The sequence below is a fragment of the Streptomyces hawaiiensis genome (assembly GCF_004803895.1).
Lineage (GTDB): Bacteria > Actinomycetota > Actinomycetes > Streptomycetales > Streptomycetaceae > Streptomyces > Streptomyces hawaiiensis.
In genome coordinates, this window is sequence record NZ_CP021978.1 from 5,230,369 (window position 1) to 5,257,038 (window position 26,670).

29 protein-coding genes and 1 pseudogene are annotated in these 26,670 nt (G+C 66.5%); 27 read left to right on the forward strand and 3 right to left on the reverse strand.

Going from position 1 to position 26,670, the window contains the following annotated elements; genetic code table 11:
• The first annotated feature begins 77 nt into the window (after positions 1-77).
• From CEB94_RS24245 to tuf, 10 genes are all read left to right on the forward strand, one after another.
• Positions 78-905 (forward strand): SCO4651 family lipoprotein, encoded by an 828-nt coding sequence (locus CEB94_RS24245; protein WP_175434216.1) that lies wholly within the window; start codon positions 78-80, stop codon positions 903-905.
• A 308-nt stretch (positions 906-1,213) separates the two neighbouring features.
• A complete protein-coding gene (rplJ, locus tag CEB94_RS24250) occupies positions 1,214-1,744 on the forward strand; it encodes a 50S ribosomal protein L10 (RefSeq protein ID WP_175434217.1) in 531 nt (176 codons plus the stop codon).
• A 114-nt stretch (positions 1,745-1,858) separates the two neighbouring features.
• Positions 1,859-2,242 (forward strand): 50S ribosomal protein L7/L12, encoded by a 384-nt coding sequence (gene rplL / locus CEB94_RS24255; protein WP_175434218.1) that lies wholly within the window; start codon positions 1,859-1,861, stop codon positions 2,240-2,242.
• A gap of 570 nt (positions 2,243-2,812) precedes the next feature.
• The gene (gene rpoB, locus CEB94_RS24260) at positions 2,813-6,298 is read left to right on the forward strand and encodes a DNA-directed RNA polymerase subunit beta (RefSeq protein WP_175434219.1); all 3,486 of its coding nucleotides are present in this window, start codon (positions 2,813-2,815) and stop codon (positions 6,296-6,298) included.
• Between the two features lie 94 nt (positions 6,299-6,392).
• On the forward strand, positions 6,393-10,292 hold the full coding sequence (locus CEB94_RS24265; protein ID WP_175434220.1) for a DNA-directed RNA polymerase subunit beta': 3,900 nt from the start codon (positions 6,393-6,395) through the stop codon (positions 10,290-10,292).
• 189 nt (positions 10,293-10,481) lie between these two features.
• The gene (locus tag CEB94_RS24270) at positions 10,482-11,000 is read left to right on the forward strand and encodes a DUF1707 and DUF4190 domain-containing protein (RefSeq protein WP_246111902.1); all 519 of its coding nucleotides are present in this window, start codon (positions 10,482-10,484) and stop codon (positions 10,998-11,000) included.
• Positions 11,001-11,320: 320 nt separating this feature from the next.
• Positions 11,321-11,692, forward strand: a complete 372-nt coding sequence (rpsL, locus tag CEB94_RS24275; RefSeq protein ID WP_003948652.1) for a 30S ribosomal protein S12 — start codon at positions 11,321-11,323, stop codon at positions 11,690-11,692.
• 2 nt (positions 11,693-11,694) lie between these two features.
• Positions 11,695-12,165, forward strand: a complete 471-nt coding sequence (gene rpsG / locus CEB94_RS24280) for a 30S ribosomal protein S7 (protein ID WP_003992340.1) — start codon at positions 11,695-11,697, stop codon at positions 12,163-12,165.
• 39 nt (positions 12,166-12,204) lie between these two features.
• Complete coding sequence (gene fusA, locus CEB94_RS24285) at positions 12,205-14,331, forward strand: elongation factor G (protein ID WP_175434221.1); 2,127 nt, start codon at positions 12,205-12,207, stop codon at positions 14,329-14,331.
• 156 nt (positions 14,332-14,487) lie between these two features.
• The gene (tuf, locus tag CEB94_RS24290) at positions 14,488-15,681 is read left to right on the forward strand and encodes an elongation factor Tu (protein ID WP_030839706.1); all 1,194 of its coding nucleotides are present in this window, start codon (positions 14,488-14,490) and stop codon (positions 15,679-15,681) included.
• 96 nt (positions 15,682-15,777) lie between these two features.
• Here tuf and CEB94_RS24295 read toward each other — a convergent pair whose 3' ends face one another.
• Both CEB94_RS24295 and CEB94_RS24300 read right to left on the reverse strand, forming a co-directional pair.
• Positions 15,778-16,794, reverse strand: coding sequence for a hypothetical protein (locus tag CEB94_RS24295; RefSeq protein WP_175434222.1), 1,017 nt, complete (start codon positions 16,792-16,794; stop codon positions 15,778-15,780).
• A 36-nt stretch (positions 16,795-16,830) separates the two neighbouring features.
• Positions 16,831-17,627, reverse strand: a pseudogene (locus CEB94_RS24300) (S41 family peptidase).
• A gap of 296 nt (positions 17,628-17,923) precedes the next feature.
• On the opposite strand from CEB94_RS24300, the gene CEB94_RS24305 reads away from it, so the two are divergent.
• Positions 17,924-18,307 (forward strand): VOC family protein, encoded by a 384-nt coding sequence (locus CEB94_RS24305; RefSeq protein ID WP_175434223.1) that lies wholly within the window; start codon positions 17,924-17,926, stop codon positions 18,305-18,307.
• A 40-nt stretch (positions 18,308-18,347) separates the two neighbouring features.
• Here CEB94_RS24305 and CEB94_RS24310 read toward each other — a convergent pair whose 3' ends face one another.
• Positions 18,348-18,542, reverse strand: a complete 195-nt coding sequence (locus CEB94_RS24310) for a hypothetical protein (RefSeq protein WP_246111903.1) — start codon at positions 18,540-18,542, stop codon at positions 18,348-18,350.
• A 600-nt stretch (positions 18,543-19,142) separates the two neighbouring features.
• On the opposite strand from CEB94_RS24310, the gene rpsJ reads away from it, so the two are divergent.
• The 16 genes from rpsJ to rpsH all read left to right on the forward strand — a co-directional run bounded on the left by rpsJ (position 19,143) and on the right by rpsH (position 26,669).
• Positions 19,143-19,451: a 30S ribosomal protein S10 gene (rpsJ, locus tag CEB94_RS24315; protein ID WP_003948644.1), complete on the forward strand. Its 309-nt coding sequence runs from the start codon at positions 19,143-19,145 to the stop codon at positions 19,449-19,451.
• Positions 19,452-19,468: 17 nt separating this feature from the next.
• Entirely contained in the window at positions 19,469-20,113 is a 645-nt protein-coding gene (rplC, locus tag CEB94_RS24320; RefSeq protein WP_102909540.1) for a 50S ribosomal protein L3, read from the forward strand.
• A 5-nt stretch (positions 20,114-20,118) separates the two neighbouring features.
• A complete protein-coding gene (gene rplD, locus CEB94_RS24325) occupies positions 20,119-20,775 on the forward strand; it encodes a 50S ribosomal protein L4 (protein ID WP_175434224.1) in 657 nt (218 codons plus the stop codon).
• On the forward strand, positions 20,775-21,194 hold the full coding sequence (gene rplW / locus CEB94_RS24330) for a 50S ribosomal protein L23 (protein ID WP_031141292.1): 420 nt from the start codon (positions 20,775-20,777) through the stop codon (positions 21,192-21,194). Before rplD ends, rplW begins: the two co-directional genes overlap by 1 nt.
• Positions 21,195-21,232: 38 nt before the next feature.
• Positions 21,233-22,069 (forward strand): 50S ribosomal protein L2, encoded by an 837-nt coding sequence (gene rplB, locus CEB94_RS24335; RefSeq protein WP_031141294.1) that lies wholly within the window; start codon positions 21,233-21,235, stop codon positions 22,067-22,069.
• A 12-nt stretch (positions 22,070-22,081) separates the two neighbouring features.
• The gene (gene rpsS, locus CEB94_RS24340) at positions 22,082-22,363 is read left to right on the forward strand and encodes a 30S ribosomal protein S19 (RefSeq protein WP_003992359.1); all 282 of its coding nucleotides are present in this window, start codon (positions 22,082-22,084) and stop codon (positions 22,361-22,363) included.
• 41 nt (positions 22,364-22,404) lie between these two features.
• Complete coding sequence (rplV, locus tag CEB94_RS24345) at positions 22,405-22,752, forward strand: 50S ribosomal protein L22 (RefSeq protein ID WP_175434225.1); 348 nt, start codon at positions 22,405-22,407, stop codon at positions 22,750-22,752.
• Positions 22,752-23,579, forward strand: coding sequence for a 30S ribosomal protein S3 (rpsC, locus tag CEB94_RS24350; RefSeq protein ID WP_030860973.1), 828 nt, complete (start codon positions 22,752-22,754; stop codon positions 23,577-23,579). Before rplV ends, rpsC begins: the two co-directional genes overlap by 1 nt.
• 5 nt (positions 23,580-23,584) lie before the next feature.
• Positions 23,585-24,004, forward strand: a complete 420-nt coding sequence (gene rplP, locus CEB94_RS24355; protein WP_030839663.1) for a 50S ribosomal protein L16 — start codon at positions 23,585-23,587, stop codon at positions 24,002-24,004.
• Positions 24,004-24,228, forward strand: coding sequence for a 50S ribosomal protein L29 (rpmC, locus tag CEB94_RS24360; protein ID WP_010036720.1), 225 nt, complete (start codon positions 24,004-24,006; stop codon positions 24,226-24,228). The genes rplP and rpmC overlap by 1 nt, the downstream gene beginning before the upstream one ends.
• Positions 24,228-24,515: a 30S ribosomal protein S17 gene (rpsQ, locus tag CEB94_RS24365; protein WP_010036717.1), complete on the forward strand. Its 288-nt coding sequence runs from the start codon at positions 24,228-24,230 to the stop codon at positions 24,513-24,515. Before rpmC ends, rpsQ begins: the two co-directional genes overlap by 1 nt.
• Before the next feature lie 99 nt (positions 24,516-24,614).
• On the forward strand, positions 24,615-24,983 hold the full coding sequence (gene rplN / locus CEB94_RS24370) for a 50S ribosomal protein L14 (RefSeq protein WP_003992364.1): 369 nt from the start codon (positions 24,615-24,617) through the stop codon (positions 24,981-24,983).
• Between the two features lie 2 nt (positions 24,984-24,985).
• The gene (gene rplX / locus CEB94_RS24375; RefSeq protein WP_052839850.1) at positions 24,986-25,309 is read left to right on the forward strand and encodes a 50S ribosomal protein L24; all 324 of its coding nucleotides are present in this window, start codon (positions 24,986-24,988) and stop codon (positions 25,307-25,309) included.
• Positions 25,309-25,866 carry a 50S ribosomal protein L5 gene (rplE, locus tag CEB94_RS24380; RefSeq protein ID WP_030839657.1) on the forward strand — a complete coding sequence of 186 codons (558 nt, stop codon included), beginning with the start codon at positions 25,309-25,311 and terminating at the stop codon, positions 25,864-25,866. Before rplX ends, rplE begins: the two co-directional genes overlap by 1 nt.
• A 5-nt stretch (positions 25,867-25,871) precedes the next feature.
• Complete coding sequence (locus CEB94_RS24385) at positions 25,872-26,057, forward strand: type Z 30S ribosomal protein S14 (protein WP_003948630.1); 186 nt, start codon at positions 25,872-25,874, stop codon at positions 26,055-26,057.
• A gap of 213 nt (positions 26,058-26,270) precedes the next feature.
• Entirely contained in the window at positions 26,271-26,669 is a 399-nt protein-coding gene (rpsH, locus tag CEB94_RS24390; RefSeq protein ID WP_030839654.1) for a 30S ribosomal protein S8, read from the forward strand.
• Position 26,670 lies beyond the last annotated feature (1 nt).

Below are 26,670 nucleotides of genomic sequence, written 5' to 3' on the forward strand. Positions count from 1 at the left end.
ATAGATCACTTGTGCCCCCCTGGGATAGGCTCGCGGCCTTGCTGTGAAGCAAGCGTGTATTCCTTGGGGGGAATCAGATGAAGACATCCATACCTGCTGCCGGGCTGTGCGCTCTGCTTCTCGCCGCCGGTGCGGTCGGCTGCGGTTCCGAGCAGTCGCCGGAGATGACGCCCGCGGCGGCCGTCGCCAAGGCGGCGAAGAACACGGAGGACATCACGTCCCTCCAGTACCGCATGAAGGGCTCGGTCCCGGAGTCGGGCCGCGTCGAGGGCGAGGCGTCCATGCGCCTGAAGCCCACGGTCGCCATGAGCATGAAGATGAAGGCGCCCGACCAGGGCGCCGGCGAGACCATGGAGATCCGTCTCGTCGACAAGGCCATGTACCTCGGTGGGGGAGCCGAGATGGCCAAGGAGATGGACGGCAAGCGCTGGCTGAAGTTCGATCTGTCCGGGTCCGACGCGGCCAAGGACCTGGACCAGATGGGGTCCACGAGTCAGGCCGAGCAGAACCCGGCGGCCGAGTCCACCTTCCTCACGGGCGCCAAGGACGTGAAGAAGGTCGGCAGCGAGAAGGTCGACGGCGTCGAGACCACCCACTACACGGGCACGGTCACCCTCGCCGACCTGCGCGCTTCGCTCAAGGACGACAAGGCGGAGACGCGCAAGCAGCGTGAGAAGAGCATCAAGCAGTACGAGAAGCTCGGCGTCGACAAGTTCACGATGGACATGTGGGTCGACGGCGAGGACCACACCAAGCAGTTCCGCATGAAGGGCCAGGCCGACAAGGGCCCGCTCGACATGACCATCACCTTCCTCGACTACAACAAGCCGGTCACCGTCACGGCCCCGCCGGCCAAGGACGTCGCGGACCTGGGTGAGATGTTCAAGGAGCTGGAGCAGGGCTGAACCGCCACGCTCTGATCAGCCGTACGGGCGGATTTGCTTGAGGGCGATCCGTTCCCGTACTCTCCTGAAGAAGCCAAAGACCGCTGGTCGTTACCGCGCGCTCATCAGAGGGCGCGGTGGCCGAAGGATCCGCTGAACGGCGGACGACCCGCGCAGGTGACACTGGAGAAGCTCCCGGAGTCCACCGCCTCGTGCGTGTGTGAAACCGGTCGAGCTACGCCCCGTGCGCTTGCGCCGGGGCGTTTCGTTTTCCCCAGTCCTCCTTCGGGTCCGCGCGGTCCGAATCACCCGGAAGGAGGCCGAGGCTCATGGCGAGGCCTGACAAGGTCGATGCCGTCGAGGAGATGCGGGACAAGTTCCGCAACTCCAACGCTGCCGTCGTTACCGCGTACACCGGTCTCACCGTTGCGCAGCTCCAGCAGCTGCGTCGTTCACTCGGTGAGAACGCTCAGTACCGTGTGGCGAAGAACACGCTGACCAAGATTGCGGCCAACGAGGCCGGGATCACGACGCTGGACGACCTCTTTGCGGGTTCGTCGGCCGTCGCCTTCGTGACCGGTGACCCGGTCGAGGCGGCGAAGGGTCTCCGTGACTTCGCCAAGGACAACCCCGCCCTCGTCATCAAGGGCGGCGTCCTTGACGGCAAGGCGATGTCCGCCGATGAGATCAAGAAGCTTGCGGACCTCGAGTCCCGCGAGGTTCTGCTCTCCAAGCTGGCGGGTGCCTTCAAGGGCAAGCAGTCCCAGGCTGCTCAGCTCTTCCAGGCGCTTCCCTCGAAGCTCGTCCGCACCGTGGACGCGCTCCGTGCCAAGCAGGACGAGCAGGGCGGTGCCGAGTAACTCGGCTCGCATCCCGGCCGCCGCTGCCTGAACGCGGCGACCGTAGCGGGCCAAACGTACGCCCGCCTCACATGTACATCCGGCACCTGCCGATTTAGTGGAAGGACCGCCATCATGGCGAAGCTCAGCCAGGAAGACCTGCTCGCGCAGTTCGAGGAGATGACCCTCATCGAGCTCTCCGAGTTCGTGAAGGCGTTCGAGGACAAGTTCGACGTCACCGCCGCCGCCGCGGTCGCCGTCGCGGGCCCCGCCGCCCCCGGCGCCCCGGTCGAGGCCGAGGCCGAGCAGGACGAGTTCGACGTCATCCTCACCGGTGCCGGCGACAAGAAGATCCAGGTCATCAAGGTCGTGCGTGAGCTGACCTCCCTGGGTCTGAAGGAGGCCAAGGACCTCGTGGACGGCGCCCCGAAGCCCGTTCTCGAGAAGGTCGCCAAGGACGCCGCCGAGAAGGCCGCCGAGTCCCTCAAGGGCGCCGGCGCCTCCGTCGAGGTCAAGTAAGACCCTCGGATCCGTCAGGATCCACGACACGTCCGGCTGGACGTGTAACGCGTAAGCGCGGAAGAGCGATCATCCATCCGGGTGGTCGCTCTTCGGCGTTCTCGGGGGCCGGCCACGGTTGCCTTGAACCCTTTGTGACGGGGGGTATGGTGATCTTCGTCGTGTCTCCGGGCGGCTCCGGATCGGGCAGGGGGGCCTTGACGAACCGCACGCAGCGCGCAATTCTCAGGACGCGTCGTCAAGGGATCCGAATCCGAGGCATGGATCGGCGACGAAGAGGGCAGTATCAACGTGCGTTGAGGGCAGCGCCGTGTCGCAGGAGTGGAACAACGAGGGTGAACACGGGTTTCACGACCCGCACTGGACATCAGTGGGCCAAGTGGCTACACTGACCCTTTGCGCTGCCTGTTAGCTGTCCCCTGCCCGTCACCAGGGGTCTGCCCTCGCCCGAGCATCGACGACAAGATCCGTTGACCTGGCCTTTCGGCCGGACCGACGCAGCTTGTCTCCGTGTACGGGAGAGGGGCCGGTACGCGCGTAGTGAGTCCGAGCCCTCGGAAGGACCCCCTCTTGGCCGCCTCGCGCAACGCCTCGACCGCGAATACGAACAACGCCGCCAGCACTGCCCCGCTGCGCATCTCTTTTGCAAAGATCAAGGAGCCTCTTGAGGTTCCGAACCTGCTCGCGCTGCAGACCGAGAGCTTCGACTGGCTCCTCGGCAACACCGCCTGGCAGAGTCGGGTCGAGGAGGCTCTCGAGAACGGTCAGGACGTCCCCACCAAGTCCGGGCTCGAGGAGATCTTCGAGGAGATCTCCCCGATCGAGGACTTCAGCGGGTCGATGTCGCTGACCTTCCGCGACCACCGCTTCGAGCCGCCGAAGAACTCCATCGACGAGTGCAAGGACCGCGACTTCACGTACGCGGCCCCGCTCTTCGTCACCGCCGAGTTCACCAACAACGAGACCGGCGAGATCAAGTCCCAGACGGTCTTCATGGGCGACTTCCCGCTCATGACCGGTAAGGGCACCTTCGTCATCAACGGCACCGAGCGTGTCGTGGTGTCGCAGCTCGTCCGTTCGCCCGGTGTCTACTTCGACTCCTCCATCGACAAGACGTCCGACAAGGACATCTTCTCCGCGAAGATCATCCCGTCCCGGGGTGCCTGGCTGGAGATGGAGATCGACAAGCGCGACATGGTCGGTGTCCGCATCGACCGCAAGCGCAAGCAGTCCGTCACCGTCCTGCTCAAGGCTCTCGGCTGGACCACCGAGCAGATCCTCGAGGAGTTCGGCGAGTACGAGTCCATGCGCGCCACCCTGGAGAAGGACCACACCCAGGGCCAGGACGACGCGCTGCTCGACATCTACCGCAAGCTGCGTCCGGGTGAGCCCCCCACGCGTGAGGCCGCGCAGACGCTGCTCGAGAACCTCTACTTCAACCCCAAGCGCTACGACCTGGCCAAGGTCGGCCGTTACAAGGTCAACAAGAAGCTGGGCGCGGACGCTCCGCTGGACGCGGGCATCCTGACCGTCGAGGACATCATCTCGACGATCAAGTACCTGGTGAAGCTGCACGCGGGCGAGACCGAGACGGTCGGCGACAGCGGTACGAACATCGTCGTCGAGACCGACGACATCGACCACTTCGGCAACCGTCGTCTGCGTAGCGTCGGCGAGCTCATCCAGAACCAGGTCCGTACGGGTCTGGCGCGTATGGAGCGTGTCGTCCGTGAGCGGATGACGACCCAGGACGTCGAGGCGATCACGCCGCAGACCCTGATCAACATCCGGCCGGTCGTCGCCTCCATCAAGGAGTTCTTCGGCACCAGCCAGCTGTCGCAGTTCATGGACCAGAACAACCCGCTCTCGGGTCTCACCCACAAGCGCCGTCTGTCGGCCCTTGGCCCGGGTGGTCTCTCCCGTGAGCGGGCCGGCTTCGAAGTCCGTGACGTGCACCCCTCGCACTACGGCCGCATGTGCCCGATCGAGACCCCCGAAGGCCCGAACATCGGTCTGATCGGCTCGCTCGCCTCCTACGGCCGGGTCAACGCGTTCGGTTTCGTCGAGACCCCGTACCGCAAGGTCTTCGAGGGTCAGGTCACCGACGAGGTCGACTACCTGACCGCCGACGAGGAGGACCGCTTCGTCATCGCGCAGGCCAACGCGCCGCTGACGGACGACCTCCGCTTCGCCGAGGCACGAGTCCTGGTCCGCCGTAAGGGCGGCGAGGTCGACTACGTCACCGGCGAGGACGTGGACTACATGGACGTCTCGCCGCGCCAGATGGTGTCGGTCGCGACCGCCATGATCCCCTTCCTCGAGCACGACGACGCCAACCGTGCCCTCATGGGCGCGAACATGATGCGTCAGGCCGTGCCGCTGATTAAGTCCGAGTCCCCGCTCGTCGGCACCGGCATGGAGTACCGCTCCGCGGTCGACGCCGGCGACGTGGTCAAGGCCGAGAAGCCCGGTGTGGTCCAGGAGGTCTCCGCGGACTACATCACCACCGCCAACGACGACGGCACGTACATCACGTACCGCCTGGCCAAGTTCGCCCGCTCCAACCAGGGCACCTCGGTCAACCAGAAGGTCATCGTCAACGAGGGCGACCGGATCATCGAGGGCCAGGTCCTGGCCGACGGTCCGGCCACCCAGAACGGCGAGATGGCGCTGGGCAAGAACCTGCTCGTGGCGTTCATGCCGTGGGAGGGTCACAACTACGAGGACGCGATCATCCTGTCGCAGCGCCTCGTGCAGGACGACGTCCTCTCCTCGATCCACATCGAGGAGCACGAGGTCGACGCCCGTGACACCAAGCTCGGCCCCGAGGAGATCACCCGGGACATCCCGAACGTCTCCGAGGAGGTCCTCGCCGACCTCGACGAGCGCGGCATCATCCGTATCGGTGCCGAGGTCGTCGCCGGCGACATCCTCGTCGGCAAGGTCACGCCCAAGGGCGAGACCGAGCTGACGCCCGAGGAGCGCCTGCTGCGCGCGATCTTCGGTGAGAAGGCCCGTGAGGTCCGTGACACCTCGCTGAAGGTGCCGCACGGCGAGATCGGCAAGGTCATCGGCGTCCGCGTCTTCGACCGCGAGGAGGGCGACGAGCTTCCCCCCGGTGTGAACCAGCTGGTGCGCGTCTACGTCGCGCAGAAGCGCAAGATCACCGACGGTGACAAGCTCGCCGGCCGTCACGGCAACAAGGGCGTCATCTCGAAGATCCTGCCGATCGAGGACATGCCGTTCCTGGAGGACGGCACCCCGGTCGACATCATCCTCAACCCGCTGGGTGTGCCGTCCCGAATGAACCCGGGACAGGTCCTGGAGATCCACCTCGGCTGGCTCGCCAGCCGCGGCTGGGACGTCTCCGGCCTCGCGGACGACTGGGCGCAGCGCCTGCAGGCCATCGAGGCCGACCAGGTCGCCCCCGGCACCAACGTCGCCACCCCTGTCTTCGACGGTGCGCGTGAGGACGAGCTGGCCGGTCTGCTGAACCACACCATCCCGAACCGCGACGGCGAGCGCATGGTGCTCCCGACCGGTAAGGCGCCGCTGTTCGACGGCCGCTCCGGCGAGCCGTTCCCCGAGCCGATCTCGGTCGGCTACATGTACATCCTCAAGCTGCACCACCTGGTCGACGACAAGCTGCACGCCCGGTCGACCGGTCCGTACTCGATGATCACCCAGCAGCCGCTGGGTGGTAAGGCCCAGTTCGGTGGCCAGCGCTTCGGTGAGATGGAGGTGTGGGCGCTGGAGGCTTACGGCGCCGCGTACGCCCTCCAGGAGCTGCTGACCATCAAGTCCGACGACGTCACCGGCCGCGTGAAGGTCTACGAGGCCATCGTCAAGGGCGAGAACATTCCCGAGCCCGGCATCCCCGAGTCCTTCAAGGTGCTCATCAAGGAGATGCAGTCCCTGTGCCTCAACGTGGAGGTGCTGTCCTCGGACGGCATGTCCATCGAGATGCGCGACACCGACGAGGACGTCTTCCGCGCTGCGGAGGAGCTTGGCATCGACCTGTCCCGGCGTGAGCCGAGCAGCGTCGAAGAGGTCTGACGGGAGTTCGGCGGCCTTCGCGATGAAGGCCGCCGGCCCCAGGACCCCCGTATCAGACCCCATGACTTACAACCCTGAGAGGGATTGACGCATAGTGCTCGACGTCAACTTCTTCGACGAGCTCCGGATCGGTCTGGCCACCGCTGACGACATCCGTCAGTGGAGCCACGGCGAGGTCAAGAAGCCCGAGACGATCAACTACCGCACGCTCAAGCCCGAAAAGGACGGACTCTTCTGCGAGAAGATCTTCGGTCCGACCCGGGACTGGGAGTGCTACTGCGGCAAGTACAAGCGTGTCCGCTTCAAGGGCATCATCTGTGAGCGGTGTGGCGTCGAGGTCACCCGCGCCAAGGTGCGCCGTGAGCGGATGGGCCACATCGAGCTCGCCGCCCCCGTCACGCACATCTGGTACTTCAAGGGTGTTCCGTCGCGTCTGGGCTACCTGCTCGACCTGGCCCCCAAGGACCTCGAGAAGGTCATCTACTTCGCGGCGTACATGATCACGTACGTCGACGAGGAGCGCCGGACGCGCGACCTGCCCTCGCTGGAGGCCCACGTCTCCGTCGAGCGCCAGCAGATCGAGCAGCGCCGCGATGCCGACCTGGAGGCCCGCGCCAAGAAGCTCGAGACCGACCTGGCCGAGCTGGAGGCCGAGGGCGCCAAGGCCGACGTACGCCGCAAGGTGCGCGAGGGTGCCGAGCGCGAGATGAAGCAGCTGCGCGACCGTGCGCAGCGCGAGATCGACCGTCTCGACGAGGTGTGGACCCGGTTCAAGAACCTCAAGGTCCAGGACCTCGAGGGCGACGAGCTGCTCTACCGCGAGCTGCGTGACCGCTTCGGCACGTACTTCGACGGCTCGATGGGTGCCGCGGCGCTGCAGAAGCGCCTGGAGTCCTTCGACCTCGACGAGGAGGCCGAGCGCCTTCGCGAGATCATCCGCACCGGCAAGGGCCAGAAGAAGACCCGTGCGCTCAAGCGCCTGAAGGTCGTCTCCGCGTTCCTGCAGACCAGCAACAGCCCCAAGGGCATGGTGCTGGACTGCGTGCCGGTCATCCCGCCGGACCTTCGCCCGATGGTGCAGCTGGACGGTGGCCGCTTCGCGACCTCCGACCTGAACGACCTGTACCGCCGTGTGATCAACCGGAACAACCGCCTGAAGCGCCTTCTCGACCTCGGTGCGCCCGAGATCATCGTGAACAACGAGAAGCGCATGCTCCAGGAGGCCGTCGACGCGCTGTTCGACAACGGCCGCCGTGGTCGCCCGGTCACCGGTCCCGGTAACCGCCCGCTGAAGTCCCTCAGCGACATGCTGAAGGGCAAGCAGGGCCGCTTCCGTCAGAACCTGCTCGGTAAGCGTGTGGACTACTCCGCGCGTTCCGTGATCGTCGTCGGTCCGCAGCTGAAGCTGCACCAGTGCGGTCTGCCGAAGGCGATGGCGCTGGAGCTCTTCAAGCCGTTCGTGATGAAGCGCCTGGTCGACCTGAACCACGCGCAGAACATCAAGAGCGCCAAGCGCATGGTCGAGCGCGGCCGCACGGTCGTGTACGACGTGCTGGAAGAGGTCATCGCGGAGCACCCGGTTCTGCTGAACCGTGCGCCCACGCTGCACCGCCTCGGCATCCAGGCCTTCGAGCCGCAGCTGGTCGAGGGCAAGGCCATCCAGATCCACCCGCTCGTCTGCACCGCGTTCAACGCGGACTTCGACGGTGACCAGATGGCCGTGCACCTGCCGCTGTCCGCGGAGGCGCAGGCCGAGGCCCGCATCCTGATGCTGTCCTCGAACAACATCCTCAAGCCGGCCGACGGCCGCCCGGTGACGATGCCGACCCAGGACATGGTCCTCGGTCTGTTCTTCCTCACCACGGACGGCGAGATGCGCGACCTCAAGGGCGAGGGCCGTTCCTTCGCCTCGGTCGCCGAGGCGATCATGGCCTTCGACGCGGGGGAGCTCTCGCTCCAGTCGAGGATCGACGTCCGCTTCCCGGTCGGCACCATCCCGCCGCGTGGCTGGACCCCGCCGGCGCGTGAGGAGGGTGAGCCCGAGTGGCAGCAGGGTGACACCTTCCGGCTGAACACCACCCTGGGCCGTGCGCTCTTCAACGAGCTGCTGCCCGAGGACTACCCGTTCGTCGACTACGAGGTCGGCAAGAAGCAGCTCTCCGAGATCGTCAACGACCTCGCCGAGCGCTACCCGAAGGTCATCGTGGCGGCGACGCTCGACAACCTGAAGGCGTCCGGCTTCTTCTGGGCGACCCGCTCCGGTGTCACCGTGGCCATCTCCGACGTCGTCGTTCCCGAGGCGAAGAAGGAGATCGTCAAGGGCTACGAGGCGCAGGACGAGAAGGTCCAGAAGCAGTACGAGCGTGGTCTGATCACCAAGGACGAGCGCACGCAGGAGCTCATCGCGATCTGGACCAAGGCGACCAACGAGGTCGCCGAGGCGATGAACGACAACTTCCCGAAGACCAACCCGATCTTCATGATGGTGAACTCGGGTGCACGAGGCAACATGATGCAGATGCGTCAGATCGCCGGTATGCGTGGTCTGGTGTCGAACGCGAAGAACGAGACGATCCCGCGTCCGATCAAGGCGTCGTTCCGTGAGGGCCTGTCCGTGCTGGAGTACTTCATCTCCACGCACGGTGCCCGTAAGGGTCTGGCGGACACCGCTCTGCGTACCGCCGACTCGGGTTACCTCACGCGTCGTCTGGTCGACGTCTCCCAGGACGTCATCATTCGCGAGGAGGACTGCGGCACCGAGCGCGGTCTGCGTCTGAAGATCGCCGACCGGAACGCCGAGGGCGGGCTGGTCAAGACCGAGGACGTCGAGACGTCCGTGTACGCGCGCTGCCTCGCCGAGGACATCGTGGTCGACGGGCAGGTGCTGGCCCCGGCCGGTACCGACCTGGGCGACGTCCTCATCGAGGAGCTCGTCCGGCGCGGTGTCGAGGAGGTCAAGACCCGCTCGGTCCTGACCTGCGAGTCCGCCGTCGGCACCTGCGCGATGTGCTACGGCCGTTCGCTCGCCACCGGCAAGCTGGTCGACATCGGTGAGGCGGTCGGCATCATCGCCGCCCAGTCCATCGGTGAGCCCGGTACCCAGCTGACGATGCGTACCTTCCACACCGGTGGTGTGGCCGGTGACGACATCACCCAGGGTCTGCCGCGTGTCGTCGAGCTCTTCGAGGCCCGTACCCCGAAGGGTGTCGCCCCGATCTCCGAGGCCCAGGGCCGCGTGCGGATCGAGGAGACCGAGAAGACCAAGAAGCTCGTCGTCACCCCGGACGACGGCAGCGACGAGACGGCGTTCCCGATCTCGAAGCGTGCCCGGCTCCTGGTCAGCGAGGGCGAGCACGTCGAGGTGGGCCAGAAGCTCACCGTGGGTGCCACCAACCCGCACGACGTGCTGCGCATCCTGGGCCAGCGTGCCGTCCAGGTCCACCTGGTCGGCGAGGTCCAGAAGGTCTACAACTCGCAGGGTGTGTCGATCCACGACAAGCACATCGAGATCATCATCCGGCAGATGCTCCGCCGTGTGACGATCATCGAGTCCGGCGACGCCGAGCTGCTGCCCGGTGAGCTGGTCGAGCGCTCGAAGTTCGAGACCGAGAACCGTCGTGTGGTCCAGGAGGGCGGTCACCCGGCCTCCGGTCGTCCGCAGCTGATGGGTATCACCAAGGCCTCGCTGGCGACGGAATCCTGGCTGTCGGCCGCCTCCTTCCAGGAGACGACCCGAGTCCTGACGGATGCGGCGATCAACGCCAAGTCCGACAGCCTCATCGGCCTCAAGGAGAACGTCATCATCGGTAAGCTCATCCCGGCCGGTACGGGTCTGTCCCGCTACCGCAACATCCGGGTCGAGCCGACCGAGGAGGCCAAGGCCGCGATGTACTCGGCCGTCGGCTACGACGACATCGACTACTCGCCGTTCGGCACGGGCTCCGGCCAGGCCGTTCCGCTGGAGGACTACGACTACGGTCCGTACAACCAGTAAGCGAGTCGCTTGAGTCACGAAGGGCGGTCACCCTGCGGGGTGGCCGCCCTTCGGCGTTTCACCGGGCGGTCGTTCAGGTGTCCGCCGGCCGTCCGGCCCGACACGCGGTGCCCTGTCGTGGACGCACCGGTGCCGGAACCTCCGCTTCGGCGCATGATGGAAGGACTCCGGCCCTCGGGGAGGTGCTCCGTGTCGCAGCCCTATCGGTCCTGGCAGCCCTGGCAGGGCTCCGGGGCCCCGTCGATGCTCGCGTCGCATGCGGACCGGGAGCGGGCCGTGGACGTGCTCAGAGCCGGGTACGGCGAGGGGCGGATGGAGCAGGACGAGTTCGAGAGGCGGGTAGGGCGGGCGTACGCGGCGCGGACCGTGGGAGAGCTGGCACTGCTCGTCGCGGATCTGCCGCAAGGGCCGCTGCCGCAGTCGGCCTCGGTCGTGCCCGTTCCGGCGACGTTCATGCCCGTGCCGCGGCCCCGGACCAACGGGAAGGCCGTCGCGGCCGGGGTGTGCGGGCTGCTGTGCGTGCCGACGATGGGGCTGACGGGGATTCCGGCGGTCGTGCTGGGGCATGTGGCCCGGGCCGAGATCCGCAGCCGGGGAGAGCTGGGGGACGGGCTCGCGCTGACCGGGCTCGTGCTCGGGTGGTTGTCCACGGCAGGCTGGGCACTCGTTCTGGTGTTGCTCACGGTGGTGTCCGTCGTAGCATCCTGAAGGAGTGCATATCGGACACTCGCCACCGAATTGAAGATCGACAACGGCTCGGGGGCTTGACATGTCCCCCATGGCGATGCGGGCGATGCCCATTTGTTTTGACCGCAGCGAATGCGGTAGGTACGCTCAGACCTTGTGCCTGGGGTGTGCCCTGGCTCGCGTGTGTGCCATGAACCGCACGGCGAGCTGATGTCGGCCACCGTGATCCGCGCTCGTTTCTGCCTGGCGGCGGGATTCCGCGGATTCGACACACCCGACCGCGTGGGTCGGAGATGTTCCAGGTTAGCTTCACCATTCGGCACACAGAAACCGGAGAAGTAGTGCCTACGATCCAGCAGCTGGTCCGGAAGGGCCGGCAGGACAAGGTCGAGAAGAACAAGACGCCCGCACTCGAGGGTTCGCCCCAGCGACGCGGCGTCTGCACGCGCGTGTTCACGACCACCCCGAAGAAGCCGAACTCGGCCCTGCGTAAGGTCGCGCGTGTGCGTCTGACCAGCGGGATCGAGGTCACCGCTTACATTCCGGGTGAGGGACACAACCTGCAGGAGCACTCCATCGTGCTCGTGCGCGGCGGCCGTGTGAAGGACCTGCCGGGTGTTCGCTACAAGATCATCCGCGGCTCGCTCGACACCCAGGGTGTCAAGAACCGCAAGCAGGCCCGCAGCCGCTACGGCGCCAAGAAGGAGAAGTAAGAATGCCTCGTAAGGGCCCCGCCCCGAAGCGCCCGGTCATCATCGACCCGGTCTACGGTTCTCCTCTGGTGACCTCCCTCATCAACAAGGTGCTGCTGAACGGCAAGCGCTCCACCGCCGAGCGCATCGTCTACGGCGCCATGGAGGGTCTGCGTGAGAAGACGGGCAACGACCCGATCATCACGCTGAAGCGCGCGCTGGAGAACATCAAGCCGACCCTCGAGGTCAAGTCCCGCCGTGTCGGTGGTGCGACGTACCAGGTTCCGATCGAGGTCAAGCCCGGTCGTGCCAACACGCTCGCGCTGCGCTGGCTGGTCGGTTACTCCCGCGCCCGTCGCGAGAAGACCATGACCGAGCGTCTGCTCAACGAGCTTCTCGACGCCTCCAACGGCCTCGGTGCCGCTGTGAAGAAGCGCGAGGACACCCACAAGATGGCCGAGTCCAACAAGGCCTTCGCGCACTACCGCTGGTAGTCGCTACCCACATCGAGACCGAGAGAAGACTGAAGCCTTATGGCTACCACTTCACTTGACCTGGCCAAGGTCCGCAACATCGGGATCATGGCCCACATCGACGCGGGCAAGACGACCACCACCGAGCGGATTCTGTTCTACACCGGCGTGTCGTACAAGATCGGTGAGGTCCACGACGGCGCTGCCACCATGGACTGGATGGAGCAGGAGCAGGAGCGTGGCATCACGATCACGTCTGCTGCGACCACCTGTCACTGGCCGCTCGAGGACAACGACTACACCATCAACATCATCGACACCCCGGGTCACGTCGACTTCACCGTCGAGGTGGAGCGCTCCCTGCGCGTGCTCGACGGTGCCGTGACGGTGTTCGACGGTGTCGCCGGTGTCGAGCCGCAGTCCGAGACGGTGTGGCGTCAGGCCGACCGTTACGGCGTGCCGCGTATCTGCTTCGTCAACAAGCTGGACCGTACCGGCGCCGAGTTCCACCGCTGCGTGGACATGATCTCGGACCGCCTGGGCGCGCAGCCGCTGGTCATGCAGCTGCCGATCGGTGCCGAGGCGGACTTCAAGGGCGTCATCGACCTCGTGACGATGAAGGCCCTGGTCTGGTCGGCCGAGGCGACCAAGGGCGAGATGTACGACACCGTCGACATCCCGGACACCCACGCCGAGGCTGCCGAGGAGTACCGCGGCAAGCTGCTCGAGGCCGTCGCCGAGAACGACGAAGAGCTGATGGAGCTGTACCTGGAGGGCACCGAGCCCACCGTGGAGCAGCTCTACGCCGCGATCCGCCGTATCACGATCGCGTCCGGCAAGAGCGGCGGCACCACCGTCACCCCCGTGTTCTGCGGCACCGCGTTCAAGAACAAGGGCGTTCAGCCCCTGCTCGACGCGGTCGTGCGCTACCTGCCCACCCCGCTTGACGTCGAGGCCATCGAGGGCCACGACGTCAAGGACCCGGAGCAGGTCGTCGTGCGCAAGCCGTCGGAGGACGAGCCCCTCGCCGCGCTCGCGTTCAAGATCATGAGCGACCCGCACCTCGGCAAGCTCACCTTCGTCCGGGTTTACTCGGGCCGCCTGGAGTCCGGCACCGCGGTGCTGAACTCCGTCAAGGGCAAGAAGGAGCGCATCGGCAAGATCTACCGCATGCACGCGAACAAGCGTGAGGAGATCGACGCGGTGGGCGCCGGCGACATCGTCGCCGTGATGGGCCTGAAGCAGACCACCACCGGTGAGACGCTGTCCGACGACAAGAACCCGGTCATCCTGGAGTCCATGGACTTCCCGGCGCCGGTCATCCAGGTCGCCATCGAGCCCAAGTCGAAGGGCGACCAGGAGAAGCTGGGCGTCGCGATCCAGCGCCTGGCCGAGGAGGACCCGTCCTTCCAGGTCCACTCGGACGAGGAGACCGGCCAGACCATCATCGGCGGTATGGGCGAGCTGCACCTCGAGGTGCTGGTCGACCGTATGCGCCGTGAGTTCAAGGTCGAGGCCAACGTCGGCAAGCCGCAGGTCGCGTACCGCGAGACCATCCGCAAGGCGGTCGAGCGGGTCGACTACACGCACAAGAAGCAGACTGGTGGTACCGGCCAGTTCGCCAAGGTGCAGATCGCGATCGAGCCGATCGAGGGCGGCGACGCCTCGTACGAGTTCGTGAACAAGGTGACCGGTGGCCGTATCCCGAAGGAGTACATCCCTTCGGTGGACGCCGGTGCGCAGGAGGCCATGCAGTTCGGCATCCTCGCCGGCTACGAGATGACCGGCGTGCGTGTCACCCTGATCGACGGTGGCTACCACGAGGTCGACTCCTCCGAGCTCGCGTTCAAGATCGCCGGTTCGCAGGCCTTCAAGGAGGCCGCACGCAAGGCCAGCCCCGTGCTGCTCGAGCCGATGATGGCCGTCGAGGTCACCACGCCCGAGGACTACATGGGCGAGGTCATCGGTGACATCAACTCCCGCCGTGGCCAGATCCAGGCCATGGAGGAGCGGGCCGGTGCCCGCGTCGTGAAGGGCCTCGTGCCCCTCTCGGAGATGTTCGGCTACGTCGGCGACCTGCGCAGCAAGACGTCCGGCCGTGCGAGCTACTCCATGCAGTTCGACTCCTACGCCGAGGTTCCGCGGAACGTCGCCGAGGAGATCATCGCGAAGGCCAAGGGCGAGTAACGCACCGCGTCTACACGCCGTAGGCTTGACTCCGGAGCCTTGAGGGGCATTCCGCCGCAATCGCGGTGAGAGTGCCCCGGGGCCCGGGCTTTCCAGCAAAGATCACCTGGCGCCGATGAGTAAGGCGTACCAGAACCACTCCCCAGGAGGACCCCAGTGGCGAAGGCGAAGTTCGAGCGGACTAAGCCGCACGTCAACATCGGCACCATCGGTCACATCGACCACGGTAAGACGACCCTCACGGCCGCCATTACCAAGGTGCTGCACGACGCGTACCCGGACCTGAACGAGGCCTCGGCCTTCGACCAGATCGACAAGGCTCCTGAAGAGCGCCAGCGCGGTATCACCATCTCCATCGCGCACGTCGAGTACCAGACCGAGACGCGTCACTACGCCCACGTCGACTGCCCCGGTCACGCGGACTACATCAAGAACATGATCACGGGTGCGGCGCAGATGGACGGCGCCATCCTCGTGGTCGCCGCCACGGACGGCCCGATGCCGCAGACCAAGGAGCACGTGCTCCTGGCCCGCCAGGTCGGCGTTCCGTACATCGTCGTCGCGCTGAACAAGGCCGACATGGTGGACGACGAGGAGATCCTGGAGCTCGTCGAGCTCGAGGTCCGTGAGCTCCTCTCCGAGTACGAGTTCCCGGGCGACGACCTGCCGGTCGTCAAGGTCTCGGCGCTCAAGGCCCTCGAGGGCGACAAGGAGTGGGGCAACTCCGTCCTCGAGCTCATGAAGGCCGTGGACGAGAACATCCCGCAGCCCGAGCGTGACGTCGACAAGCCGTTCCTCATGCCGATCGAGGACGTCTTCACGATCACCGGTCGCGGTACGGTCGTCACCGGCCGTATCGAGCGTGGTGTCCTCAAGGTCAACGAGACCGTTGACATCGTGGGCATCAAGCAGGAGAAGACCACCACCACGGTCACCGGCATCGAGATGTTCCGGAAGCTCCTCGACGAGGGCCAGGCCGGTGAGAACGTCGGTCTGCTGCTTCGTGGCATCAAGCGCGAGGACGTCGAGCGCGGCCAGGTCATCATCAAGCCGGGCTCGGTCACCCCGCACACCGAGTTCGAGGCGCAGGCCTACATCCTGTCCAAGGACGAGGGTGGCCGCCACACGCCGTTCTTCAACAACTACCGCCCGCAGTTCTACTTCCGTACGACGGACGTGACCGGCGTGGTGACCCTCCCCGAGGGCACCGAGATGGTCATGCCGGGTGACAACACCGAGATGAAGGTGGAGCTCATCCAGCCCGTCGCCATGGAGGAGGGCCTGAAGTTCGCCATCCGTGAGGGTGGCCGGACCGTGGGCGCCGGCCAGGTCACCAAGATCAACAAGTGAGTCTTCGGACTGGCTTGAGGGTCTGCTGACCTGAGTGGCTCGAAGGGGCCCGTACGACTTCGGTCGTGCGGGCCCCTTTGCCGTACCCGGGGTGGGTCACTGCATGTTCTGCACATGCGGGTGGTCGTACGAGGTGGTGCAGACGTACAGCTGCATGCAGTAGCCGCGTCCGATGTTGAGGTACGTGGCGCAGGCGGGACCGTCGGTGTGGTGGCCGGTGTGGCCGGCGTCCTCCAGCGGGCGCCAGCTTCCACTGCCGCCGTCCCATTCGACGCCGTCGACGGTGAGCAGCGGGCGGACGCCCGAGCCGCACTCGCCACAGGCCATCGGGAAGGGGTCGGAGAAGCTCCAGGGGGCGTGGCCGCCGACCTTGCTGCCGGGGGCGACCGCGAGGTCGTACTGGTAGTAGACGTCGGCTTCCCCGTCTTCGGCCTCCTCCTTCTGCTCCTCCCAGGCGCTGATCCGCTCGGCGAGTTCTTCGGGCAGCTCGTGCGGTGCCGGGTACTCGGTGACCGGCTCGGGATGCAGCACGCACGGCTCGGGAAGGTAGTCGTCGTTGCCGATGACGGACGGCTGCGGGGCGCCGGCGAGAGCCGAGGCCACGTCAGCGGCGGTGCGCCAGCGCAGCTGCGTGAACGGCAGGTAGCCCGGGGCGTGGTCGAACGGACACCACAGCACCTGCAGCAGATCGGCACCGTCCGGGCAGGGCAGGCCCGGGATGTCGGAGGCGTAGAGCTGGGCCACGGGCACCAACGGGACCGGGCCGTCCTGCGGTATGCGGGTCTTCTTCGTCGCCCGGTCGACGATCACCCGCTGCTCGTCGGTCAGCAACTCCTCCCCGTCCGCCCGGGGACGTGCCCATGCCTCCGCGAGGATGCGCCGCCGGAGCCGGACGTCGTCCGGGGCGAGACCGCGGTGCCAGGGGCCGGTGTGCTCGGGGCAGCTCGGCCACGGCTCGTCGGCCGGCCAGAGCAGGGGCCCGCCGATCGAACTGTCGGCGGTCGTGGGCTCACCGGCGCGGGGGTGGAGCCGAACCGTGGACCGGGCCAGGGGTGCGAGCTCAGGGAAGAGCGCTGTGACGTCGACAGGGCGGGGCGGGGTAGTTCGGGCCATGGGCAGGCAGCCTAGGGCGGCCCGACTGTGCCGACGTCAACGCCCGGCGTTGGTCCCACCCCGCAGAACACCGACAGCCCGGTCGAACGCCGAGTCCCTCTTCTTCTCGAACTCCTCCTGGGTGAACACCGGCTCGGTCAGGTGGGGCGGGATGCCGGAGCCGTCGTAGGTCCGGCCCGAGCGGTTCAGGAACTCCTCGTTCGGGAGGAACGCCGTCATGCCGCCCGGCAGGCTGCGCACCATGACGTCCGAGAAGACGCCCTGCGTGGCCTGGCCTATGCGGACGGTGCCGCCCGGCCGGTCGATCAGGGCCTGCGTGAAGGTCTCACCCGCGCTGACGGTCGTGCCCCCGGTCAGTACGGCGATGGGCCCGGTGTAGCGGGGCCCGTCCGCCGGTACGACCCGGGCGAAGAAGGGGTCGTTCTCGGCGAAGGAGTGCCAGAAGACGTCGAAGGCGGTGCGGGGGTCTTCCGGGGTGGGGCGGGTGCAGTCGGCCGGCAGTTCCTGGATCCGGCGTAGTGAGCGGTGTCCGACCGAGGCGTCGGCGCCGAGGGTGGCGCGGTTCCGGCCGGGGCCGGGGCGGACGGCCAGTGTGGTGCCGTCGGTGGTCGCGTACGTGCCGGGGCGGTCCGGCGGGCCGTGTCGCCCTTGAGGCAGCTGACGGACGTCGTCTGGAACTCCTGCAGGGTGTCGCCGTCGAGGGAGAGGACGGTGCCGTAGCCGTCCATGCGCCACAGGCCGTCGGTAGGGGGCTTGCCGGGGGTGGAGGCGGCCGTGGCGGGCGCTGTGGCTGCTGCGGCGAGGGCCAGGGTGAGGGCGGTGGCGGTGCGCATGGTGGATCCCCCGGTCATGTGGTCGGTCGTGTGCGTGCCCCAACGGTGCCTGGGGGAGTGGCGGGGGACCATCCGGTGAGCTGGTGGGCCGGAGTGGGGGCAGCCCCCGGACACGGGCATGCCGCCGGGGGGTGCGTCTCCCGCGCGGAGGCGGTTGCCAGGACCAACGGCGACGTACGGGGCGCGTACTGGACGTAGGAGACGTATGACAGCCCGCACGCTGCCCTGATCTTGGTGCGCGAAGCATGAGCGCAACTCGGTGGCGTCCGGCGTGGAGATCAGGAGGGCTCGCGCCCATGGTCTCGGTATTGCAGAACGTCGCGATTGACTGTGCGAATGCCTACGAGCTGGCTCGGTTCTGGAACAGTGTGACCGGCCGTCCGCTGCATCCGGAGGACAGGCCCGGTGACCGGGAGACTCAGGTGCTGCCGGCGGAGGGCCCAGTGCTGCACTCCAACCAGGTACCCGAGGCCAAGACGATCAAGAACCGGATCCATTTGTGTCTGCGCCCTGAGACCTCGCGCGATCAGGAGGTGGAACGGCTGGTGGGCCTCGGTGCCGCCGTTGTCGCCGATCACCGGAATCCCGACGGTTCAGGCTGGGCAATTCTTGCTGATCCCGAAGGCAACGAATTCTGTGTTCTGCGCAGCGAGTCCGACCGGGCCACCATGAATTCCTGACGCTCAGGCGCCGCCCTGGCCGGGTTCGGATGACACCTGGTCACAGCCACTCGTTGATCGCCGAGACCGGAACGGTCGCTTCGTAGCGGACGGCGAGCTCGTCGTACCGGGTGGCCACTGCCCGATGCCTGGTGAGGTGATTGATGCCGCGTTCGACTGCGTGGCGCTCGCGGTAGTCGGTCTTGTCGAACGTCGGCGGGCGGCCACCGCGAGAGCCGACCTTGCGGGGATTCAACCTGTTCGACGGCCAGGTGCAGCCAAGCCCCTGACGCGGCCTCCGCAGCTCGCGCCACGGGCGGCCGGCCTCCGACACACCCGACTGAGGGAAGGCCGGACAGCGGGCCTACGACGCAGGGCTGGAGCGGCTGGTCGAGGAGGACGGGCCCTGGCCCGTCCGGGCTTGTGTTTGACCTGCGTCACCCTCGGGGTATTCTCCTCGGCTCGATTGGCGTCGGGCCTGCCCCATATGGCAGACTGTCCGAGTTGCTCGGTCGAGTGTTGATGCTGCGCGCCTCCCGCCGGGAGGACCGGAAGCGAGTCCCACAGTACTCGTCGCCCTAACTGCCACCACGGTAGCGCTGGGGCGGACGTACGGGAATCTTTCGGGAAGCGTTAGTGCGGCACCGGCCAGGCACCCGGTGGGCGCGTGTCAGTGAATTGATGCAGCCGCCCCTGGCCTGCGGTTCCGGAAGGGCCGTGTGCAATCCCGCAGGGATGTTCGGACAAGGGACATCCATGTCAGCGAGAGTGCGACACGCCCGACCGCGTGGGTCGGAGAGAACGAAGTGAACACCGGGTTCCAGAGCGTTACGAGAGACAGGACTACTGAGTAGCCATGGCGGGACAGAAGATCCGCATCCGGCTCAAGGCCTACGACCACGAGGTCATCGACTCCTCGGCGAAGAAGATCGTCGAGACGGTGACGCGTACTGGTGCGTCGGTCGCGGGCCCGGTGCCGCTGCCCACTGAGAAGAACGTGTACTGCGTCATCAAGTCGCCGCACAAGTACAAGGACTCGCGCGAGCACTTCGAGATGCGCACGCACAAGCGCCTGATCGACATCCTCGACCCGACCCCCAAGACCGTTGACTCTCTGATGCGACTCGACCTCCCGGCCGGTGTCGACATCGAGATCAAGCTCTGAAGGCCGGTGATCTGAGAATGGCTAAGCAGATCAAGGGCATCCTGGGCGAGAAGCTCGGCATGACGCAGGTGTGGGACGCGAACAACCGTGTTGTTCCGGTCACCGTCGTCAAGGCCGGCCCCAATGTCGTCACCCAGGTCCGTACGAACGACACCGACGGATACGAGTCCGTCCAGATCGCGTTCGGCGAGATCGACCCGCGCAAGGTGAACAAGCCCCTCAAGGGCCACTTCGCCAAGGCCGACGTCACTCCCCGCCGCCACCTCGTCGAGATCCGTACCGCTGACGCCAGCGAGTACACCCTCGGCCAGGAGATCACCGCTGAGGTGTTCGAGGCCGGCATCAAGGTCGACGTGACCGGCAAGAGCAAGGGCAAGGGTTTCGCCGGTGTCATGAAGCGTCACAACTTCAAGGGCCTCGGCGCCGGACACGGCACCCAGCGCAAGCACCGCTCTCCCGGCTCCATCGGTGGCTGTGCCACCCCGGGCCGTGTGTTCAAGGGCCTCCGCATGGCGGGTCGCATGGGCAACGAGCGGGTCACCACCCAGAACCTGACCGTTCACGCCGTTGACGCGGAGAAGGGCCTGCTCCTCATCAAGGGCGCGGTACCTGGTCCGAACGGCGGCCTCGTCCTGGTCCGCACCGCGGCCAAGGGGGCCTGAGGACTATGAGCACCATTGACATTCTGTCGCCCTCCGGCGACAACGCCGGGACCGTTGAGCTCCCGGCCGAGATCTTCGACGTAGAGAAGATCAGCATCCCGCTGCTTCACCAGGTCGTCGTCGCACAGCTGGCCGCCGCCCGTCAGGGCACGCACAAGGTCAAGCGTCGTGGCGAGGTCCGCGGTGGCGGTAAGAAGCCGTACCGCCAGAAGGGCACCGGCCGCGCCCGTCAGGGTTCGACCCGTGCGCCGCAGTTCGCCGGCGGTGGCGTCGTCCACGGCCCCACGCCGCGTGACTACTCGCAGCGGACCCCGAAGAAGATGAAGGCCGCGGCCCTGCGCCACGCCCTCACCGACCGGGCCCGCAACAACCGCATCCACGTCGTCTCCGGCGTCATCGAGGGCGAGAGCCCCTCGACGAAGGCCGCGAAGACCCTCTTCGGCAAGATCAGCGAGCGCAAGAACCTGCTGCTCGTCATCGACCGTGCCGACGAGGCCGCGTGGCTGTCCGCCCGCAACCTGCCCCAGGTCCACATCCTGGAGCCGGGCCAGCTGAACACGTACGACGTTCTCGTCTCGGACGACGTGGTCTTCACCAAGGCCGCCTTCGAGTCCTTCGTGTCCGGCCCGAAGGCCAATGACACCGAAGGGAGCGAGGTCTGATGGCCATCCGTCACCCCGCAATCGCCTCCAAGGCGGCGAAGAAGGCCAAGGCCGCGCGCGTCGCCAAGGCGCGCCGCCACGCCGCCGAGGGCAAGAACACCGTCGAGACCCCGCTGAGCAAGTCCTTCACGGACCCCCGTGACGTGCTGCTCAAGCCGGTCGTCTCCGAGAAGAGCTACGCGCTCCTCGACGAGGGCAAGTACACGTTCATCGTCGCCCCGAGCGCCAACAAGACCCAGATCAAGCAGGCCGTTCAGTCGGTCTTCTCGGTCAAGGTCACCGGGGTCAACACGATCAACCGCCAGGGCAAGCGCAAGCGGACCCGCACCGGCTTCGGCCAGCGCGCGTCCACCAAGCGCGCGATCGTGACCCTCGCTGAGGGCGACCGTATCGACATCTTCGGCGGTCCGACCGCGTAAGCGGGTCGGATCGTCCGATATCGGACGAGGACTGAGAAATGGGAATCCGCAAGTACAAGCCGACTACGCCGGGCCGTCGTGGCTCCAGCGTCGCCGACTTCGTCGAGGTCACGCGGTCCACGCCGGAGAAGTCGTTGGTCCGCCCCCTGCACAGCAAGGGTGGCCGTAACAACTCCGGTCGTGTGACCGTCCGCCACCAGGGTGGTGGCCACAAGCGCGCCTACCGCGTGATCGACTTCCGTCGTCACGACAAGGACGGCGTGCCGGCGAAGGTCGCGCACATCGAGTACGACCCCAACCGCACCGCGCGCATCGCGCTCCTGCACTACGCGGACGGCGAGAAGCGCTACATCCTCGCGCCGCGTGGCCTGAGCCAGGGCGACCGCGTCGAGAACGGTCCCGGGGCCGACATCAAGCCGGGCAACAACCTTGCCCTGCGCAACATCCCGGTCGGTACCACGCTGCACGCCATCGAGCTGCGTCCGGGCGGCGGCGCGAAGTTCGCCCGCTCCGCCGGCGCCTCGGTGCAGCTGCTCGCGAAGGAGGGCTCCATGGCCCACCTGCGCATGCCGTCCGGTGAGATCCGCCTGGTCGACCAGCGCTGCCGCGCCACGGTCGGCGAGGTGGGCAACGCCGAGCAGAGCAACATCAACTGGGGTAAGGCGGGCCGTAAGCGCTGGCTGGGCGTCCGCCCGACCGTGCGTGGTGTGGTCATGAACCCGGTGGACCACCCGCACGGTGGTGGCGAAGGCCGTACCTCGGGTGGTCGCCACCCGGTGTCCCCGTGGGGCAAGAAGGAAGGCCGTACTCGTTCGCCCAAGAAGGCGTCGAACAAGTACATCGTCCGCCGCCGCAAGACGAACAAGAAGCGCTAAGGACGGGTTGAGATGCCTCGTAGCTTGAAGAAGGGGCCCTTCGTCGACGACCACCTGATCAAGAAGGTGGACGCCCAGAACGAAGCCGGCACCAAGAACGTCATCAAGACCTGGTCCCGTCGCTCGATGATCGTGCCGGCCATGCTCGGCCACACGCTCGCGGTGCACAACGGCAAGACCCACATTCCGGTGTTCGTCACCGAGTCGATGGTCGGCCACAAGCTCGGCGAGTTCTCGCCGACGCGCACCTTCCGGGGTCACGTCAAGGACGACCGGAAGTCGAAGCGCCGCTAACGCGGGGTGGAATGACCATGACAGACACTGGAAGGACAACCATGGAAGCCAGGGCCCAGGCGCGGTACATCCGCGTCACGCCCATGAAGGCCCGCCGAGTGGTGGACCTCATCCGTGGCATGGACGCCACGGAGGCTCAGGCGGTCCTGCGTTTCGCCCCGCAGGCCGCGAGTCAGCCGGTCGGCAAGGTGCTGGACAGCGCCATCGCCAACGCCGCGCACAACTACGACCACACCGATGTCGACAGCCTCTTCATCTCCGAGGCCTACGTCGACGAGGGCCCGACCCTGAAGCGGTTCCGTCCGCGCGCCCAGGGCCGTGCCTACCGGATCCGCAAGCGGACCAGCCACATCACCGTGGTCGTCAGCAGCAAGGAAGGAACCCGGTAATGGGCCAGAAGGTAAACCCGCACGGGTTCCGGCTCGGTGTCACGACCGACTTCAAGTCGCGTTGGTACGCCGACAAGCTGTACAAGGACTACGTCAAGGAAGACGTCGCCATCCGTCGGATGATGACGTCCGGCATGGAGCGCGCCGGCATCTCCAAGGTCGAGATCGAGCGCACCCGTGACCGCGTGCGTGTGGACATCCACACCGCTCGTCCGGGCATCGTCATCGGCCGCCGCGGCGCCGAGGCCGACCGCATCCGCGGTGACCTCGAGAAGCTCACGGGCAAGCAGGTCCAGCTGAACATCCTCGAGGTCAAGAGCCCCGAGACGGACGCTCAGCTGGTTGCTCAGGCCGTCGCCGAGCAGCTCTCCTCCCGCGTCTCCTTCCGTCGCGCCATGCGTAAGAGCATGCAGGGCACGATGAAGGCCGGCGCCAAGGGCATCAAGATCCAGTGCGGTGGCCGCCTCGGTGGTGCCGAGATGTCCCGCTCGGAGTTCTACCGCGAGGGCCGTGTGCCCCTGCACACGCTCCGCGCGAACGTGGACTACGGCTTCTTCGAGGCCAAGACGACCTTCGGCCGCATCGGTGTGAAGGTCTGGATCTACAAGGGCGACGTCAAGAACATCGCCGAGGTCCGCGCCGAGAACGCCGCCGCCCGCGCGGGTAACCGCCCGGCCCGTGGTGGCGCTGACCGCCCGGCCCGTGGTGGCCGTGGTGGCGAGCGTGGCGGGCGCGGTCGTAAGCCGCAGCAGGCTCCGGCTGCCGAGGCCCCCAAGGCCGACGCTCCCGCCGCCGCTCCGGCTGAGAGCACCGGAACGGAGGCCTGACCGAAATGCTGATCCCCCGTAGGGTCAAGCACCGCAAGCAGCACCACCCCAAGCGCAGCGGTATGGCCAAGGGTGGCACTGAGGTCGCGTTCGGCGAGTACGGCATCCAGGCGCTGACCCCGGCGTATGTGACGAACCGTCAGATCGAGGCCGCTCGTATCGCCATGACCCGCCACATCAAGCGTGGCGGCAAGGTCTGGATCAACATCTACCCGGACCGCCCCCTCACCAAGAAGCCCGCCGAGACCCGCATGGGTTCCGGTAAGGGTTCTCCTGAGTGGTGGATCGCCAACGTCAAGCCCGGACGTGTGATGTTCGAGCTGTCGTACCCCAACGAGAAGATCGCGCGCGAGGCCCTGACCCGTGCGGCCCACAAGCTGCCGATGAAGTGCAAGATCGTCAAGCGCGAGGCAGGTGAAGCGTGATGTCGGCCGGTACCAAGGCGTCCGAGCTGCGCGAGCTGGGCAACGAGGAGCTCCTCAACAAGCTCCGCGAGGCCAAGGAAGAGCTGTTCAACCTCCGCTTCCAGGCGGCGACTGGGCAGCTCGAGAACCACGGTCGGCTCAAGGCCGTCCGCAAGGACATCGCGCGGATCTACACCCTGATGCGTGAGCGCGAGCTGGGCATCGAGACGGTGGAGAGCGCCTGATGAGCGAGAGCAACGTGACTGAAGAGACCAAGACGGACCGCGGTTTCCGCAAGACCCGTGAGGGTCTGGTCGTCAGCGACAAGATGGACAAGACCGTCGTCGTCGCCGTCGAGGACCGCGTCAAGCACGCGCTGTACGGCAAGGTCATCCGCCGTACGAACAAGCTCAAGGCGCACGACGAGCAGAACGCCGCGGGTGTCGGCGACCGTGTCCTCCTCATGGAGACCCGGCCGCTGTCCGCGACGAAGCGCTGGCGCGTCGTCGAGATCCTCGAGAAGGCCAAGTAATCCCGCCTAGGGGGACCCCCTAGGCATCGTTCCGCCAGGCTCGGGGCGGGTGTGTGAGCGCACCCGCCCCGGGAACCGGCAGACATTCAGGAGATAGACGTGATCCAGCAGGAGTCGCGACTGCGTGTCGCCGACAACACTGGTGCGAAGGAGATCCTTTGCATCCGTGTGCTCGGTGGCTCCGGTCGCCGCTACGCGGGTATCGGTGACGTCATCGTCGCCACCGTCAAGGACGCGATCCCCGGCGGCAACGTGAAGAAGGGTGACGTCATCAAGGCGGTCATCGTTCGCACCGTCAAGGAGCGCCGCCGTCCGGACGGCTCGTACATCCGCTTCGACGAGAACGCCGCTGTCATTCTCAAGAACGACGGCGACCCTCGTGGCACCCGTATCTTCGGCCCGGTGGGCCGGGAGCTGCGCGAGAAGAAGTTCATGAAGATCATCTCGCTCGCGCCGGAGGTGCTGTAAGCATGAAGATCAAGAAGGGCGACCTGGTCCAGGTCATCACCGGTAAGGACAAGGGCAAGCAGGGCAAGGTCATCGCGGCCTTCCCCCGCGAGGACCGTGTCCTGGTCGAGGGTGTCAACCGGGTCAAGAAGCACACCAAGGCCGGTCCGACGGCTCGCGGTTCGCAGGCCGGCGGCATCGTCACCACCGAGGCGCCGGTCCACGTCTCCAACGTCCAGCTGGTCGTGGAGAAGGACGGCAACAAGGTCGTGACCCGCGTCGGTTACCGCTTCGACGACGAAGGCAACAAGATCCGCGTTGCCAAGCGGACGGGTGAGGACATCTGATGACGACCACCACCAGCCCGCGTCTGAAGCAGAAGTACCGTGAGGAGATCACGGGCAAGCTGCGTGACGAGTTCAAGTACGAGAACGTCATGCAGATCCCCGGTCTCGTCAAGATCGTGGTCAACATGGGTGTGGGCGACGCCGCCCGCGACTCCAAGCTGATCGAGGGCGCCATCCGCGACCTCACCACGATCACCGGTCAGAAGCCGGCCGTCACCAAGGCCCGCAAGTCCATCGCGCAGTTCAAGCTGCGTGAGGGCCAGCCGATCGGTGCCCACGTCACGCTCCGTGGCGACCGCATGTGGGAGTTCCTGGACCGCACCCTGTCGCTCGCGCTGCCGCGCATCCGCGACTTCCGCGGCCTGTCCCCCAAGCAGTTCGACGGCCGTGGCAACTACACCTTCGGTCTCACGGAGCAGGTCATGTTCCACGAGATCGACCAGGACAAGATCGACCGCACCCGGGGTATGGACATCACCGTGGTGACCACGGCGACCAACGACGCTGAGGGCCGCGCGCTCCTTCGTCACCTCGGCTTCCCCTTCAAGGAGGCGTGAGCGAGATGGCGAAGAAGGCTCTGATCGCTAAGGCTGCTCGCAAGCCCAAGTTCGGTGTGCGTGGCTACACCCGCTGCCAGCGCTGTGGCCGCCCGCACTCCGTGTACCGCAAGTTCGGCCTCTGCCGCGTGTGCCTTCGTGAGATGGCTCACCGTGGCGAGCTGCCGGGCGTGACCAAGAGCTCCTGGTAATCCCCCAAATAGGGGATTCGCAGGGCTCTCGGTAAGCATCTGGGGCGGCAGGACGTCCAGCTCACATGCCTTAGGCTTGTGGGGTTGGGCGTCTGCCGCCGCCCTTACGACTTACTACGCCGTAGGTCCACCGCGCCGCACCCGTCCCGTCTCGGATCGGGGAGAGGGATGGCGCACCAGGAAACCCCGGCGAGAGAGGCCGAAGGCCAATTCATGACCATGACTGATCCGATCGCAGACATGCTTACGCGTCTGCGGAACGCGAACTCGGCATACCACGACTCCGTGACGATGCCGGCATCGAAGATCAAGTCGCACATCGCGGAGATCCTCCAGCAGGAGGGCTTCATCACGGGCTGGAAGGTCGAGGACGCCGAGGTCGGCAAGAACCTCGTCCTGGAGCTGAAGTTCGGCCCCAACCGTGAGCGCTCCATCGCGGGCATCAAGCGGATCTCCAAGCCCGGTCTCCGGGTGTACGCGAAGTCCACCAACCTGCCGAAGGTTCTGGGCGGCCTGGGCGTGGCGATCATCTCCACGTCCCACGGTCTCCTGACCGACAAGCAGGCGCAGAAGAAGGGCGTGGGTGGGGAAGTCCTCGCCTACGTCTGGTAAT